General features: G+C 73.2%; 13 protein-coding genes. 9 read left to right on the top strand and 4 right to left on the bottom strand.

What is annotated here, in order from left to right:
• Positions 1-9: 9 nt before the first annotated feature.
• The 3 genes from ABZU53_RS08055 (at position 10) to ABZU53_RS08045 (ending at position 2,935) form a co-directional block, all read left to right on the top strand.
• Positions 10-969: a hypothetical protein gene (locus tag ABZU53_RS08055; protein WP_355064634.1), complete on the top strand. Its 960-nt coding sequence runs from the start codon at positions 10-12 to the stop codon at positions 967-969.
• Entirely contained in the window at positions 966-2,228 is a 1,263-nt protein-coding gene (locus tag ABZU53_RS08050; protein WP_355064632.1) for an adenylosuccinate synthetase, read from the top strand. The genes ABZU53_RS08055 and ABZU53_RS08050 overlap by 4 nt, the downstream gene beginning before the upstream one ends.
• Before the next feature lie 71 nt (positions 2,229-2,299).
• Positions 2,300-2,935 (top strand): DedA family protein, encoded by a 636-nt coding sequence (locus ABZU53_RS08045; protein WP_354853434.1) that lies wholly within the window; start codon positions 2,300-2,302, stop codon positions 2,933-2,935.
• Between the two features lie 6 nt (positions 2,936-2,941).
• Here ABZU53_RS08045 and ABZU53_RS08040 read toward each other — a convergent pair whose 3' ends face one another.
• Positions 2,942-3,586 carry a TetR/AcrR family transcriptional regulator gene (locus ABZU53_RS08040; protein WP_355064630.1) on the bottom strand — a complete coding sequence of 215 codons (645 nt, stop codon included), beginning with the start codon at positions 3,584-3,586 and terminating at the stop codon, positions 2,942-2,944.
• Positions 3,587-3,655: 69 nt separating this feature from the next.
• On the opposite strand from ABZU53_RS08040, the gene ABZU53_RS08035 reads away from it, so the two are divergent.
• From ABZU53_RS08035 to ABZU53_RS08025, 3 genes are all read left to right on the top strand, one after another.
• Entirely contained in the window at positions 3,656-4,108 is a 453-nt protein-coding gene (locus ABZU53_RS08035; RefSeq protein ID WP_354853428.1) for an SCP2 sterol-binding domain-containing protein, read from the top strand.
• A 1-nt stretch (position 4,109) separates the two neighbouring features.
• Positions 4,110-5,324: an acyl-CoA dehydrogenase family protein gene (locus ABZU53_RS08030; RefSeq protein WP_355064628.1), complete on the top strand. Its 1,215-nt coding sequence runs from the start codon at positions 4,110-4,112 to the stop codon at positions 5,322-5,324.
• A gap of 195 nt (positions 5,325-5,519) precedes the next feature.
• Positions 5,520-7,082 (top strand): AMP-binding protein, encoded by a 1,563-nt coding sequence (locus tag ABZU53_RS08025; RefSeq protein WP_355064626.1) that lies wholly within the window; start codon positions 5,520-5,522, stop codon positions 7,080-7,082.
• Between the two features lie 10 nt (positions 7,083-7,092).
• Here the strand turns inward: ABZU53_RS08025 and purD are convergent, their stop codons facing one another.
• Complete coding sequence (gene purD / locus ABZU53_RS08020) at positions 7,093-8,343, bottom strand: phosphoribosylamine--glycine ligase (RefSeq protein ID WP_355064624.1); 1,251 nt, start codon at positions 8,341-8,343, stop codon at positions 7,093-7,095.
• Between the two features lie 165 nt (positions 8,344-8,508).
• The gene (locus ABZU53_RS08015; RefSeq protein ID WP_355064622.1) at positions 8,509-9,798 is read right to left on the bottom strand and encodes an adenylosuccinate synthase; all 1,290 of its coding nucleotides are present in this window, start codon (positions 9,796-9,798) and stop codon (positions 8,509-8,511) included.
• Between the two features lie 124 nt (positions 9,799-9,922).
• Between ABZU53_RS08015 and ABZU53_RS08010 the strand changes: the two genes are divergently transcribed.
• Positions 9,923-10,984, top strand: coding sequence for a hypothetical protein (locus ABZU53_RS08010; protein WP_355064620.1), 1,062 nt, complete (start codon positions 9,923-9,925; stop codon positions 10,982-10,984).
• Between the two features lie 71 nt (positions 10,985-11,055).
• Positions 11,056-13,359: a chromosome partitioning protein gene (locus ABZU53_RS08005; RefSeq protein WP_355064618.1), complete on the top strand. Its 2,304-nt coding sequence runs from the start codon at positions 11,056-11,058 to the stop codon at positions 13,357-13,359.
• Between the two features lie 46 nt (positions 13,360-13,405).
• Here the strand turns inward: ABZU53_RS08005 and ABZU53_RS08000 are convergent, their stop codons facing one another.
• Positions 13,406-13,834, bottom strand: coding sequence for a DUF3151 domain-containing protein (locus ABZU53_RS08000; RefSeq protein ID WP_354860259.1), 429 nt, complete (start codon positions 13,832-13,834; stop codon positions 13,406-13,408).
• Positions 13,835-14,081: 247 nt separating this feature from the next.
• Here ABZU53_RS08000 and ABZU53_RS07995 point away from each other — a divergent pair, with 247 nt between their 5' ends.
• Positions 14,082-15,275: a hypothetical protein gene (locus tag ABZU53_RS07995; protein WP_354860256.1), complete on the top strand. Its 1,194-nt coding sequence runs from the start codon at positions 14,082-14,084 to the stop codon at positions 15,273-15,275.
• The last annotated feature ends 47 nt before the right edge of the window (positions 15,276-15,322 follow it).

Raw genomic sequence — 15,322 nt, 5'->3', positions numbered from 1 at the left:
GGAGCTGTCATGGGCAGTGGAATCTGGTCCACGGACGTGTACGACGCCGCCGACCGCTACCGCCGGTCCACCGGCCGGAGCGCCTTCTCCTACAGCGACAGCGGGGCGCGCACCGTGCACCCCGCGCTCGACCCCCGCGACGCGAGCCGGGAGAGCCGGGACTCCGACGAGCACCCGCAGTCGACGCCCATCGCGGTGCTCTTCGACGTGACCGGCTCCATGCGCAGGGTGCCACGCGCCCTGCAGACCAAGCTGCCGCAGCTGCTCGGCCTGCTGCAACGGCAGGGGTACGCCAGCGATCCGCAGATCATGTTCGGCGCGATCGGCGACGCCACCTGCGACCGGGTGCCGTTGCAGGTGGGCCAGTTCGAGTCGGACAACCGGATGGACGACGACCTCGGCCGGATCGTCCTCGAAGGCGGTGGCGGCGGGCAGATGAGCGAGTCGTACGAGCTGGCGCTGTACTTCATGGCCCGGCACACCGTCACCGACAACTGGGAGAAGCGCGGCCGGCGCGGCTACCTGTTCATCATCGGCGACGAGCTGGCGTACCCGCAGGTGAAGGCTCGTGAGGTGGCCGGCCTGATCGGCGACGACCTGGCGCAGGACGTGCCGCTGCGGCAGGTCGTCGACGAGGTGACCCGCCGCTGGGACACCTACTATCTGCTCCCCGCCGGCAGCCACTACGCCGGGAACGCGAAGGTGCTCGACTTCTGGCGGGAGCTGCTCGGGCAGAACGCTGTCGTGCTCGATGACCTCGACGCCGTCTGCGAGACCATCGCGCTCACCATCGGCCTCGGCGAGCAGGCCATCGACCTGGACGAGGGCCTGCGCCACCTGGACCACGCCGGTTCCAGCGCCACCGGCACCGTCTCGAAGGCCCTGGCCCGCCTCGGCCGGGGGCGGCGGGCCGAGGTGTCGACGCTGCCGGCGTTCCGCGACACCACCGGCGGGGTGACCCGGCTGTGAGGCACGTGGCGGTGGTCGACCTCGGCTTCGGCGACGCCGGCAAGGGCACGGTCGTGGACTGGCTCTGCGCCACCCGCCCGGTGCACACGGTGATCCGCTTCAACGGGGGCGCGCAGGCGGCGCACACCGTCGTGCTGCGCGACGGGCGGCACCACACGTTCGCGCAGTTCGGCGCGGGCACGTTCCATCCCGGCGTCGGTACGCACCTGTCCCGGCACGTGGTGGTGGACCCGCTGGCACTGGCCGCCGAGGCCGACCATCTCGCCACGATCGGGGTGCCCGACGCGCTCGACCGGCTGACCGTCGACGCCGACGCGCTGCTCGCCACCCCGTACCACCGGGCCGCCAACCGCGCCCGGGAGATCGCCCGGGGAGCCGACCGGCACGGCTCCTGCGGGCTGGGGGTGGGTGAGGCCGTCGCGTACGGCCTCGCCCACCCCGACGACGCGCCCCGCGTCGCCGACTGCCACCGCCCCGCGCTGCTGCGCCGCCGGCTGACCGCCCTGCGGGACCGGCTGACCGCCGAACTCGGCCCGTTGGACGCGCCACCGGTCGACGACTGCCTGCCCGCGTTCACCGGGTTCGCCGCACGGGTCGCGGTCGTCGACCGGAGCTGGCTCGCCCGGGCGCTGCGTGCCGGCACCTGCGTCTTCGAGGGCGCGCAGGGGGTGCTGCTCGACGAGTGGCACGGCTTCCACCCGTACACGACGTGGAGCACCACCACGTTCGCCAACGCCGACAGCCTGCTCGCCGAGGCCGGTCGGTCCGGCGACCTGATCCGGCTCGGGGTGCTGCGGATCGTCACCACCCGGCACGGGGCCGGCCCGCTGGTGACCGAGGACCCGGCCCTGCCGCTGGCCGACCCGCACAACCCGACCAACCCCTGGCAGGGCCGGTTCCGGTTCGGCCACTTCGACGCGGTCGCCCACCGGTACGCCCTCGCCGCGGCCGGCGGAGTGGACGGCCTGGCGCTGACCCACCTCGACCTCGCCGGCCCCGAGCTGCGGATCTGCCGCCGCTACGACACCACCGACCGGCTCGACCCCGGCCCACCCGGCGACCTGGACCGACAGGCCGCGCTCACCGACCGCCTGCTGCGCTCCCGACCCTTGTACGACGACCCGCCGACGGACTGGAAGGAGGCGGTGGGCGCGGAGCTGGGCGCACCTGTGGTGCTTGCCTCGCACGGCCCCACCGCCGACGACAAGACCCCGCACGGCCCACTGCTCGCCCCACCCGCCCTGGTGCGCTCGGCCTGACGCCCGGGACCGAAGGGGGTGATCCGCCGACTCGGCCCACCGGGCGGCTCGCACCCGGCGAGCATGAGGGCATGGACGCCGCCCTCGACCTGCTCCGACAGCTGATCACCTCGCCGTGGGTGTACCTGCTGATCTTCGGGCTCACGGCGGTCGACGCGTTCTTTCCAGCCGTACCCGGCGAGGCGGCCGTCATCACCGCCGCCGTGCTCTCCACCGGCGGGAGCCCCAACCTGGCGGCGGTGATCGCCGTCGCCGCGGTGGGCGCCTGCGTCGGCGACCACATCTCGTACGCCATCGGACGCGGTGGCGGCGCGAACCGGCTCGCCGGGTTTCCCGACGGGAGCCGACGGCGGGCCAGCTCCGAGTGGGCCCGCCGTGCGCTGAACCGGCGCGGCGGGCTGATCCTGACCACCTCCCGCTACCTGCCGGGCGGCCGGACCGCGGTCACCCTCACCATGGGCGCGGTGCGGTATCCCCGCCGGTCGTTCCTGCTCTACGACGTGATCGCGACGGTCACCTGGGCCGTGTACTGCGGACTGCTCGGCTACTTCGGTGGGCTGGCCTTCGCGCGCCACCCCGTCAAGGGCGTCCTCGCCGGAATCGGCCTCTCGGTGCTCGTCACGCTGGGTATCGAGGCCGTCCGCTGGCTGCGCCACCGGGCGCACCGCCGCGCCGCCGCCCGCAACTGGCCGGGCGGATCGACCTGACACCCGTCACAGCAGGTCGGCCGGCGGACGCCAGGTGACGCCGTGCAGCAGTTGGGCGGCGCCGAGCCAGGCCACGTTCATCATCCGGGTGGCCGTCTTCTCCGGGTCGGCGTCCGGGTGGTCCGCGAGCCAGTCGGCCAGTGACTCGGTCGCGCCGACCAGGGCGTACGCGACGACCTCCAGGTCGAGGGCGGCGATCTCGCGGCCCTCGGCGCGCAGCGCGTGGTCGAGCATCCCGGCGACCACCTCGACCAGGCGGGCCCGCATGGTGGCCAGCTCGCCGGCGAACGGCTGCTCGCCCCGGGCCTGCCGGTAGAGCACCGCCCAGCCGTCCCGGTGCGCGCCGACGAAGCCGAAGAACGCCCGCAGCCCATGCCAGAGCCGCTCGTCGGCCGGCAGGTCGGGGGCGGCGGCACCGGCGATGGCCTGCATCATCCGGGTGCCCTCCCGGTGCAGGCAGGCGACGAACAGCTCCTCCTTCGTCCCGAGGTAGGCGTACACCATGGGCTTGGAGATGCCGGCGTCCTCCGCGATCTCGTCCATGCTGGCGGCGTGGAAGCCACGCCGGGAGAAGACCTTCACGGCCGCGTCGAGCATCTGCTGCTCGCGGACGGCGCGGGGCAGGCGCTTGAAGGCGGGGACACTGGACACCTTGCGAGCATACCTACTCGTGCGTAGGGTTACGCACGAGTAGCCAAATCTTCCCGGAAGGCGCATCTCATGACTGACTTCGACCCGGCCACCTTCGCCAACGTCGGCCCCAAGGAGTTCGCCCAGCTGGTCAAGTCCACCCCGGACGACAAGATCGCCCAGGTGATGTCCGGTGACCTGCGCGGCAAGGTCCTCGGTGAGGTCTTCGGCCGGATGCCGTCGCTGTTCCGCGCGGACCGGGCCGGCTCCACCAACGCGGTCATCCACTGGATCATCACCGGTCGTCCCGACGGCGGCAGCGACACCTACGAGGTGGTCATCGCCGACGGCAAGTGCGAGGTGAACGAGACTCCGCAGCACGACCCGAAGCTGAGCCTGACCATGGGCCCGGTGGAGTTCCTGAAGATCGTCTCCGGCGGCGCCAACCCGGTGATGATGTTCATGACCGGCAAGCTGAAGGCGAAGGGCGACCTCGGCCTCGCCGCCAACATCGCCAACCTGTTCGACATCCCCAAGGCCTGACATGGCTGAGTTCTCGCTTGACCTGAACGAGGAACAGCGGGATCTACGCGACTGGGTGCACGGCTTCGCCGCCGAGGTCGTGCGCCCGGCCGCCGCCGAGTGGGACGAGCGCGAGGACACCCCGTGGCCGGTGATCCAGGAGGCCGCCAAGGTCGGCCTCTACGGCTTCGAGTTCCTCGCCACCTGCTGGGCAGACCCGACCGGACTCTCCCTGCCCATCGCCAGCGAGGAACTCTTCTGGGGTGACGCCGGCATCGGCCTGAGCATCTTCGGCACCTCGCTCGCCGTCGCCGCCATCTACGGCGCCGGCACCCCCGAACAGATGATCGAGTGGGTGCCGCAGTGCTTCGGCGACGTCGACTCCCCAGCCGTCGCCGCGTTCTGCACCAGCGAACCCGAGGCCGGCTCCGACGTCGGCGCGATGCGCACCCGGGCCGTCTACGACGAGGCCACCGACGAGTGGGTCCTGAACGGCCAGAAGGCGTACGCCACCAACGGCGGCATCGCCGGCGTGCACGTGGTCACCGCCTCGGTCGACCCCACACTCGGCTCCCGAGGCCAGGCGGCGTTCGTCGTACCGCCCGGCACCCCCGGCCTGGCCGCGACCCGCAAGCTGCGCAAGCTCGGCCTGCGCGCGTCACACACCGCCGACGTCTTCCTCGACGGGGTACGCGTGCCCGGCCGCTGCCTGCTCGGCGGACGGGACGCCCTGCTGGAACGCCTGGACCGCGCCCGCACCGGGCAACGGGCCAGCGGGCAGGCCGCGATGCGCACCTTCGAGCTGTCCCGACCCACGGTCGGCGCGCAGGCGCTCGGCGTGGCCCGGGCCGCCTACGAGTACGCCCTGGACTACGCGAAGGACCGGGTCCAGTTCGGACGGCCGATCATCGAGAACCAGGCGGTCGCGTTCGCGCTGGCCGACATGCGGATGGAGATCGACGCGGCTCGGCTGCTGGTCTGGCGGGCCTCCTGGATGGGCCGCAACAACCGCCCGTTCACCGCGGGCGAGGGCTCGATGTCCAAGCTCAAGGCCGGCGAGGTGGCGGTGTCGGTCACCGAGAAGGCGGTGCAGCTGCTCGGCGGGGCCGGCTTCCTGCGCGACCACCCCGTCGAACGCTGGTACCGCGACGCCAAGATCTACACCATTTTCGAGGGTACGTCCGAGATCCAGCGACTGGTGATCTCCCGGGCGATCTCCGGCATGCAGATCCGCTGAGCCTCCGGTCAGCCACCCCCTGGCCCGACTGCCGGTCGGGCCAGGGGCGGCGTCCTACCTATCCGTGCCGTCTTCGTCACCCCATGCCGACGCCGGCTGGGCCTGATGCCGCGTCGGGTGCATGATCAAGGAAGACGCCCTGCCGGATGGGAGTCCCACTGCCCGTCCGCGTACCACCCCAAGGAGGTCTGCGGCATGGACCTGCCGTTCGTCGTCGCCACGCTGACCCGGCGCGGCCTGCTCACCCCGGGCCGCCCGATCCGGATCGCCTCACAGCTCAACGCGTTGCGCACCTGGGGGTGGAGTCTCGCCGGCGAACTGCGCCAGGCAGCCGCCCGCGACCCTGGTCGGCCGGCGATCATCGACGAGGACGGCGTCGAGCTGACCTACCAGGCGCTCCTCGACCGGGCCGAACGCATGGCCCGGTCGATGCGGTCCGGGCTCGGCGTACAGGCCGGCGACCGGATCGGCGTGCTGTGCCGCAACCACCACGGGCTGATCGAGACCATCGTCGCGGCGACCCTGCTCGGCGTCGACGCGGTCCTGGTCAACACCGGGCTCTCCGCCGCCCAACTGTCCACCGTCGCCGAGGAGCAGCGGCTGCGGCTGCTGGTGCACGACGACGAGTTCGCCGAACGGGTCCTCGGCCTCCCCGCCGAGCTGCCCCGCCTCGACGAACGCGCCCGCGAGGAGCTGGTGGCCGGAGCGCTGCCCGGCGAGCTGCACCCACCGGAGCGCGACGGCCGGATCATCGTGCTCACCTCGGGCACCACCGGCGCGCCCAAGGGCGCCCGCCGGCCCACACCCAGCGGTTTCGGGCCGCTCGTGTCCATCATCGACCGCATCCCGCTGCACGCCAAGGACCGGGTGCTGATCGCCGCCCCGATCTTCCACACCTGGGGATTCGCCGCCCTGCAGGTCTGTTTCGCGTTGCGGGCCACCATCGTGCTGCACCGCCGCTTCGACCCGGCCGCCACGATCGCCGCCCTGGTGGCACACCGCTGCGACGCCCTCTTCGCCGTACCCGTGATGCTCCAACGGCTGCTGGAGGTGCCCCCACCGGACCCGCGCCCCCCGCTCAAGGTCGTCGCGGTCAGCGGATCGGCTCTGCCGGGCGGGCTCGCCCCGAAGTTCATGGACGTCTACGGAGACGTCCTCTACAACCTCTACGGGTCCACCGAGGTCTCCTGGGCGTCCATCGCCGGTCCCCCGGACCTGCGCCAGGCACCCACCGCGGCCGGCCGGCCGCCGCACGGCACCCGCCTGGAAATTCTCGACGACGACGGTCAGCCGACACCGGAGGGTCGGGTCGGCCGCATCTTCGTCGGCAACGAGATGCTCTTCGAGGGCTACACCTCCGGTGCCAGCCGGGAGACCCGCGACGGCCTGCTCGACACCGGCGACCTCGGCCGGCTCAACGCCGACGGGCTGCTCTTCGTCGACGGCCGGGCCGACGACATGATCGTCTCCGGCGGCGAGAACGTGTTCCCGTCCGAGGTGGAGGACCTGCTCGCCCAACTACCGCAGGTACGCGAGGCCGCCGTGATCGGCGTACCCGACCCCGAGTACGGCCAGCGACTGGCCGCATTCCTCGCCCTGCACCCCGGCGAGACCCTCGACCCCGAGGCGGTCCGTGAGTACGTCCGGCACTACCTGGCCCGGTTCTCCGTACCCCGGGACGTGGTCTTCGTGAAGTACCTGCCCCGCAACGCCACCGGCAAGGTGCTCACCCGGGAACTACGCCGCTACTACGGCTGAGGCGGGACCCTCAGGTCGGGATCGTGATCCGGCCCTCGACCGCGGCGGTGGCGATGTCGGTGCGGTGCTGCGAGCCGGCCAGCTCCACCCCGTCCACCAGCGCGTACGCCGCATCCCGGGCGGCCGCCAGGTCGGGGCCGGTGGCCGTACCGCAGAGGACCCGGCCGCCGGCGGAGAGCAACGCGCCGTCGCTCGCCCGGCGGGCGGTGCCCGCGTGGATGATGCCCGGCCGGTCCGCGCCGGTGATCACGTCGCCGGTGCGCGGCGCGGCAGGGTAGCCCTGCGCGGCGAGCACCACGGTCACCGCCGCGCCGTCGCGCCAGCGCAGCGGCGGGTGCTCGGCCAGCGTTCCGGTGGCCGCCGCGTGCAACAGCCCACCCAGCGGGGTCTCCAGCAGGGCGAGCACGACCTGGGTCTCCGGGTCGCCGAAGCGCGCGTTGAACTCGATCACCCGAGGGCCGGTGGTCGTCATCGCGAGGCCCACGTAGAGCAGGCCCGCGAACGGCGTGCCCCGACGGCGCAACTCCGCCAGGGTGGGGTGGACCACGTCGCGCATGACGTCGTCGACCAGACCGGGCGGGGCCCAGGGCAGCGGCGCGTACGCGCCCATGCCGCCCGTGTTCGGGCCCGTGTCGCCGTCGCCGATCCGCTTGAAGTCCTGCGCGGGCAGCAGCGGCAGCGCCGCCTCGCCGTCGGTTACCACGAACAGGCTGACCTCCGGACCGTCGAGGAACTCCTCGACCACCACCCGGCCGCACTCCGCGGCGTGCGCCAACGCGGCGGACCGGTCGTCGGTCACCACCACGCCCTTGCCGGCGGCCAGACCGTCGTCCTTTACCACGTACGGGGCGCCGAACTCGTCCAGCGCCCGCGCGGTGGTCTCCTCGTCGGTGCAGACGTACGCCCGAGCGGTCGGCACACCGGCGGCGGTCATCACGTCCTTGGCGAACGCCTTGGAGCCCTCCAGCTGGGCGGCCTCGGCCGACGGGCCGAACACGGCGATGCCCTTGGCGCGTACCGCGTCGGCGACACCGGCCACGAGCGGCGCCTCCGGCCCGATCACCACCAGGTCAGCGGCAGTCTCCACGGCGAGCGCGGCGACAGCGGCCGGATCGGAGGCGTTCACGGCCCGCACCTCGGCAACCGAGGCGATCCCCGGATTACCAGGCGCGGCAATCAGCGCCGAAACAGCCGGATCGCGTGCCAACCCGAGCGCGAGCGCATGCTCCCGCCCACCACCACCCACCAAAAGAACCCGCACAACCGAGCATCCTACTGTCCACCCCACCCACCGCCCCGCATCGCGCCGGTGATCAAGAGATTTGCGTCAAAATCTCGCGCGAATCTGACGCAAAGCTCTTGATCAACAGGGCGAAGGGGGCGGGGACGCCAGGCGGGGTGGGGGCCGGGGTGGGTGGGCGGGGGGTTAGGGGAGGAGGGGGTGTTGGACTACGTTTTCTTCTCGGCCTGGGCCTACGCCGATGACGCTGACCCTGGTGTTGCAGAGTTCCTCGACGCGGGCGATGTAGCGGCGGGCGTTCTCCGGCAGCTCGTCAACGGTGCGGGCCTTGGTGATGTCCTCCCACCACCCGTCGAGCTCCTCGTACACCGGCGTGGCGTGGTGGAAGTCCGTCTGGCTCATCGGCATGTCGTCGACGCGCTTGCCGTTGATCTCGTAGCCGACGCAGATCGGCACCTTGGGCAGCCCGGTGAGCACATCCAGCTTGGTGATGACCAGGTCGGTGACGCCGTTGAGGCGGCAGGCGTACCGGGCCACGACCGCGTCGAACCACCCGCACCGGCGTTCCCGGCCGGTGGTGGTGCCGTACTCCGCACCGATCTTGCGCAGGTGCGCGCCGTTGGCGTCGAACAGTTCGGTCGGGAACGGCCCCGAACCGACCCGGGTGGTGTACGCCTTGCTCACCGCGATCACCTGGTTGATCGCGGTCGGCGGGATGCCGGCGCCCACGCAGGCGCCACCGGCGGTCGGGTTGGACGACGTCACGAAGGGGTACGTCCCGTGGTCCATGTCCAGCATGGTGGCCTGGGCGCCCTCCAGGAGCACCCTCTCGCCGCGGTCCAGCGCGTCCCAGAGCATGGCCCGGGTCTCGGCGATGTACGGCTTGAGCCGCTCCGCGTACTCCAGGTACTCCTCGACGGTGGCCTCAAGGTCGATCGCCTTGCGGTTGTAGACCTTGAACAGCATCTGGTTCTTCTCGCGCAGCGCGAGTTCCAGCTTCTTGCGCAGGATGCCCGGGTCGAGCAGGTCCTGGAGCCGAATGCCCATCCGGGCGACCTTGTCGCCGTACGCCGGGCCGATGCCCCGGCCGGTGGTGCCGATCCGGGACGAGCCGAGGTACCGCTCGACCACCCGGTCCAGCGCCCGGTGGTGCGGCATGATGAGGTGCGCGTCACCCGAGATCCGCAGCCGGGACACGTCCACGCCACGCTCGGCGAGACCGTCGATCTCGGCGAGCAGCACCTTCGGGTCGACCACCACGCCGTTGCCGATGATGATCATCGCGCTCGGCGAGAGCGCCCCGGAGGGCATCAGGTGCAGCGCGTACTTCTGGCCGTCCGGGGTGATGACCGTGTGCCCGGCGTTGTTGCCGCCGGAGTAGCGCACGACGTAGTCGACCCGCTCACCCAGCAGGTCGGTAACCTTGCCCTTGCCCTCGTCGCCCCACTGAGCGCCGATGAGCACGATCGCTGGCATCTTTTCCGCCTCCAGAAGGCTCGGGTGCCAGGTGGCGACCGGTTGGCGAGCCCGGGGTGTCAGGTTAACAAGTAGTGACGGCGCGACCGGCAGGGGTCGCGTCGAGAGGCAGGAGGCTCCTTCCGTGTACGACGTGGTGCTGCTCACCCTCTCATCGGAGCGCGACGCTCCCGGGGGCTGCGGCAGCGGCGGGGCCTGCTGCGGCGGCGCGACCGGAACCGACACCGCCGTCAAGGGGGCTGACGCTGGCACGGCGACCGACGCCGGCACCGACCCTGGCGGGACGCCGGGTGACGCCGACCGGTGCGCCACCGACCGGCCCCGGGTGCCGGTGCTGGCCTGCGCCGACGCCCTGACCGCCCGGGGCGCCCGGGTGCAGACGGTCACCGCCCGCTCGGACGCGGAGATCGACGCGGTGTTGGCCCAGCTCGACGGTCCGGCCCGCCCGGACGGTCTCACCTGGCCGGATTCGGACGGCAAGACCCGGCTGGTCGTCGCCACGGCGAGCGACGCGCAGTTGCGCGCCGTGCTGCGCCGGCTCGTCCGGCGGTACGCCCCACCGCCGAGCCGCCGTCCGGCTGACCTGCGCGGTGACCGGACCCTGCCCGACCTGCCTCCGGTCGCCGTACTCCCTCTCGACCCGGCGCGCGGCGGCACCCACCGGGACCTGGCCGCGCAGCTCGGGCTGCCCCGCGACCCGGCGGCCGTGGCCGCCGCCGTGTTGGACGGCACGCCACGCCGGCTGGACCTGCTGCGCAACGACGGCGGCTCGGTGACCCTGGACGGCGCTCTGCTCGGCGCCGCCGATGACGCGGGCCGCCCGCTGCACTGGCGGGCCCGGGTGGAGGTGGACGACGCCATCCTCACCGACGGCGACGAACCGCTGCTGGCCTGCGCGATCGGAAATGCCGGCGGGTACGCGTCGCTCGACGACGTGACGCTGCTGGCCGCGCCGGACCCGGCCGACGGCCAGGTCGAGGTCGCGGTGGCCGTCCCGGTGGTCGTCCGCTCGGCGTTCGGACGCAAGCGGGTACGCCTGGAGGTGCGGCGGGCCCGGGGACGGGCCGTGTCGGTGCTGCCCCGGGAGGGAAAGGTGCCCTACCTCGACGATGGCGTCGAGGGTGAGCTGACCCGCAAGCGCTCCTGGTGGATCGAACCGGGTGCCTGGGCGGTCTGGGTGGTCTGACCCCGACTGCGCCGATCGGCCCCGATCGGCCGGTGGGCCTATCCTCGCAGGAGGACTGGGGAGGAACCGTAATGGACAAGAACGCCGACCGGGCGCAGGTGCCCGGCCAGCAGCCGGTGCCGGAGCGGGACATCGAACCACTCTGGCCGCCGGATCCGGCCGAGCGGGGCGCGGGTGACGTGGTGCCGCCGTGGGCGGCGGTCGCCGAGCGGCGGGACGGGCCGCCGCCGTCCGCGCCGTCGTCGGCCGTCTCGCCGCCGGTGACCGCGCCGCCGACCGGCCGTCCGCCGGTTCCCGGGCAGCCGGGGGCCGCAGCCCTGCCGCCGCCGTCTCCGTCGGACTACCCGTCCCTGACCGGGGCGGTGCCGCCGCCGAGCGGCTGGGGGGCCACCGGCCCGAGCGGGGCGGGTACGGGTTGGGCACCGGCGCAGCCGAGCTGGCCGCCGGCCGACGCGCCGGCCACTCCACCCACGCCAGCCACTCCGCCCGCACCACCCGTTCCGTCGACAGCACCGGTTCCGCCGGCCGTGGGTGCTCTCGTCGGGCCAGGAAGTGACACGTCGCCGCCGACCTCCGGCACTCCGGCCACCGGCACGCTGTCGGGGGCCACCCCAGCCGGAGCGACGGGCACCCCCGCCTTAGCGACGGGCACCGCAACCGGGGCGACGGGCTTCCCAGCCGGAGCGGCGCCGGCCGACGAGCCTGTCCCAGGTCCGGTCACCGACCCGCCGGTCGCGTCGGGCGGCGTCGACCTGGATTTGCCGTTCTCCCTGGACCGCCCGGCGGCAGCAGCCACGCCCACCGACCGACCGACCCCGGCAGGCCCGCCCGCCGCAGGTCCGGTGACGGCAGATCCCAGCACGGCAGGCCCGACCACCGCAGGGCCGACCACCGCAGGCCCGAGCACCGCAGGTCCGAGCACCGCAGGCCCGAGCACCGCAGGCCCGGCAGCGGCGGTGCCGGTGCCGGGCGGAGCAGCCGGTGCCGGGGAGGACGGCCCTGCCGTCGGGGCGGCACGGCCGGCAACCGAGTCGCCCTGGGCGTATCCGCCGCAGCGGCCGGCCAGCCCGCCCCCGTCGGCCGAGGACCAGGCCACCGTCGCGCCGCCGCCGATTCCCGCGCCGCCCGTCCCACCGCCACCGCCCGCCGTCGACCAGGGCACCGGAGCGGGGCAGATGTACGCCGGCCAGACCTACGCCGGTCAGACGTACTCGCCGACGATTCCCGGCCAGGCCGGCCCGGCACCGGTCGAGCCGCCGCAGCAGGGCGCGGTGGCGACCCCGCCGCCGGGGCCGTTCCCGCCGTCGCCGGGTTGGTATCCGCCGCCCTGGCAGCAGGGCGCGGCCGCGGTTCCACCGGCGCCGCCTCAGCAGTACCAGGAGACCGACCCGGTGGCGCGGGTGCCGGCCACCGGTTACCCGGACGCCACCTGGACTCCGGAGACCACGGCCGCGCCGACGGCCGAGGACTTCGCCCGCCGCCGGCAGGTACGGCCCGCCGACCCGGTGGCCACCATGGGCGTACGCGCGGTGGTCAACAAGATGGGTCTGCTCCGGCTCTCGCCCGGGCGGCACGAGCAGGAGCTCAAGCGGGACATCGAGATGGTGCGCCGCAACTTCGGCGGACTGCGGCAGGTGACCGTGGTCAACCCGAAGGGCGGCGCCGGCAAGACGGTGGCCATCCTGCTGCTGGCCATGACGTTCGGGCAGAAGCGTGGCGGCTATGTGCTGGCCTGGGACAACAACGAGACCCAGGGCACGCTCGGCATGCGGGCCCAGCAGGACTTCCACTCCCGCACGGTGCGGGACATGCTGCGCGACCTCGGGCAGTTCCAGGGCGCGCACGGTCGGGTCGGTGACCTGTCGCAGTACGTCCGCTCGCAGGGCGAGGGAATGTTCGACGTCCTGGCCTCGGACGAGTCGGCGACCGGTGGCGAGATGCTGACCGCTGCCGCGTTCGCCGAGATCCGCGAGGTGGTCAGCCGGTTCTACAAGCTGATCTTCGTGGACACCGGGAACAACGTGCGGGCGCAGAACTGGCAGGCGTCGATGGACGCCACCGACCAGCTCGTGGTCACCATGTCGGCCCGTAACGACTCGGCGGAGACGGCCGCCCGGATGCTCGACCACCTGGAGCAGAGCGGCCGGCAGCGGCTGGTCCGGCAGGCGGTGACTGTGGTGTCGATGCCGCCGTCGCGCAAGGAGATCGACCTTCCGGCCATCCAGGAGCACTTCGCGGCCCGGACCAGGGCGGTGCTGCTGGCGCCGTACGAGCGACTCATCGACAGCGGCGAGCCGATCCGGTACGGCGCGCTCTCCTCGGCCACCCGCGACGCCTGGTTGAAGATCGCCGCCGCGGTCGCGGAAGGGTTGTAGCCCGTCGAAGGCCGGCCCGACTCCGGGCCGGCCTTCGACGGCGGTGTCAGTTGCTGGCCAGCGCGTCCGCCGCGGCCGGGTCGCAGTCGCGCAGGAACTGGGCGCAGCGGGCCGCCTCGTCGGCCTCGCCGATCTCGTCGGCGGCCCGGGAGAGCAGGTACAGGCAGCGGAGGAAGCCCCGGTTGGGCTCGTGCGACCACGGCACGGGCCCGTGGCCCTTCCAGCCGTTGCGGCGGAGCTGGTCCAGGCCACGGTGGTAGCCGGTGCGGGCGTACGCGTACGCCGTCACCACCGCACCGGCCGCGAACGCCCGGGCCGCGAGCTCCGCCCAGGCGGCGCTGTAGGTCGGGAAGCGGGCCGCCACCTCGGCGAACGCCTCATCGGTGCCGGCCTCCTGGGCGGCGGCCAGGGCGGCGTCGGCCTCGTCGTTCGCGGGCAGGAGGGTGGCCGGTGGCTCCGGCAAAAGGTTCTGCATCGCCCCATTCAACCCGCTGGACAGGGCGACACGCGAGCGGGTCGGCCGACACGTTCCGCTGAACGGCTGAGGAGTTCATCACGCCTGCGGCCTATGCCGCCGCCAGGTGTTTTCCATTACAACTAATGGTCCGGAGCCTCCCCAGGACCCGGTTACGCAGGAGCCCGGTGGCCACGACCACCGGGCTCCTGTCGCTTCCACCCCGCCCGGGGTTTGGCAGGCCCCACCGAAGGGGCAGGATGGCCGGGTGCCGACCCCACCTCCCACGGACGTCATCGAGCCGCACCTGCACGCCGACGAGATCCAGACCCGGGACGAGTTCGACCGGCAGCTGGTCACCGGCCGCCTGACCGGGCTGACCGTGCAGGGACTGCGCCTCGACCTCGCCCCGGCGCCCGACCTGACCGACATCGAGGTCACCGGCACCCTCTTCGTCGGCTGCCGGTTCGCCTCCCGGGAGGTCGGCGCCGACCTGGTCCGGCGGGGCGCGAACGTGGTGCCGCCGTTCTCCGGGCTGCCGTACCCGACCCAGCCGGCGCACCTCTACACCCCGGACGACCTGGCCGCCGGGTTCGCCGAGGGCGGGTTCGCCGGGATGTACGACACCCGGGTGTACGAGCACTACCGGGCGCACGGGGGCGCGCTGCCGGACGTGAAGGAGGCGCTCGGTCAGCGGCTGCACGACCATGGCGTGGACAACGCGCTCGCCGACGCCACCCGCGCCTGGCTGGGCGGGTACGGGCCGCAGTCGGTGGTGGGCATCATGGGCGGTCACGCGGTGCGGCGCGGCAGTGCGGCGTACCGGATGGCGGCCGTGCTGGGGTGGGAGCTGGCGCGGGCCGACCGGTTGGTGGTGACCGGCGGTGGTCCCGGGGTGATGGAGGCGGCGAACCTCGGCGCGTACCTGGCGGACCGGCCGGCGGCGGACCTGACCGCGGCGATCGACCTGCTGGCCACCGCGCCCGACTTCACCGACCACCACCGGTACACGGCCGTGGCGTTGACGGTCCGGCAGCGGTACGCGGGCGTGCCCCGCCAGCGCGCCGGGGACGCCGGGTGGGCGCGGGCCGGAGGGCTGGCCATCCCAACCTGGCTGTACGGGCACGAGCCGGCGAACCTGTTCGCCGGCCGGATCGCCAAGTACTTCTCGAACGCCATCCGGGAGGACACCATCCTGCGGCTCGCCCGGGGCGGCATCGTCTTCGCGCCGGGGCGGGCGGGCACGGTGCAGGAGGTGTTCCAGGCGGCCACCAAGACCTACTACGGCACCGACGGGGCCAGCGGCGCGTACATCTTCCTGGACCGCGACTACTGGACTCGTGAGCTGCCGGTCGAGGCGCTGCTGCGCCCGCTGCTGGCCGCCTCCCCGTTCGGTGACCTGTCGTCGACGATCCACCTCACCGACGACGTCCGCGAGGCCGTCCGCCTGTTGACGACCTGACGGCGACGGCCGGCTCCCCGAGGGAGAGCCGGCCGTCGGTGGAACGT

Origin of the sequence: Micromonospora sp. NPDC005194, assembly GCF_040608335.1 — a bacterium.
GTDB lineage: Bacteria > Actinomycetota > Actinomycetes > Mycobacteriales > Micromonosporaceae > Micromonospora.
Note: the sequence above shows the minus strand (reverse complement) of the source record. Positions and strands in the feature narration are given on the sequence as shown.

Coding starts and splice junctions, on each gene's coding strand:
- ABZU53_RS08055 (WP_355064634.1), top strand. CDS start 10: ATGGGCAGTGGAATCTGGTCCACGGACGTGTACGACGCCGCCGACCGC.
- ABZU53_RS08045 (WP_354853434.1), top strand. CDS start 2,300: ATGGACGCCGCCCTCGACCTGCTCCGACAGCTGATCACCTCGCCGTGG.
- ABZU53_RS08035 (WP_354853428.1), top strand. CDS start 3,656: ATGACTGACTTCGACCCGGCCACCTTCGCCAACGTCGGCCCCAAGGAG.
- ABZU53_RS08030 (WP_355064628.1), top strand. CDS start 4,110: ATGGCTGAGTTCTCGCTTGACCTGAACGAGGAACAGCGGGATCTACGC.
- ABZU53_RS08025 (WP_355064626.1), top strand. CDS start 5,520: ATGGACCTGCCGTTCGTCGTCGCCACGCTGACCCGGCGCGGCCTGCTC.
- ABZU53_RS08015 (WP_355064622.1), bottom strand. CDS start 9,798: ATGCCAGCGATCGTGCTCATCGGCGCTCAGTGGGGCGACGAGGGCAAG.
- ABZU53_RS08005 (WP_355064618.1), top strand. CDS start 11,056: ATGGACAAGAACGCCGACCGGGCGCAGGTGCCCGGCCAGCAGCCGGTG.
- ABZU53_RS08000 (WP_354860259.1), bottom strand. CDS start 13,834: ATGCAGAACCTTTTGCCGGAGCCACCGGCCACCCTCCTGCCCGCGAAC.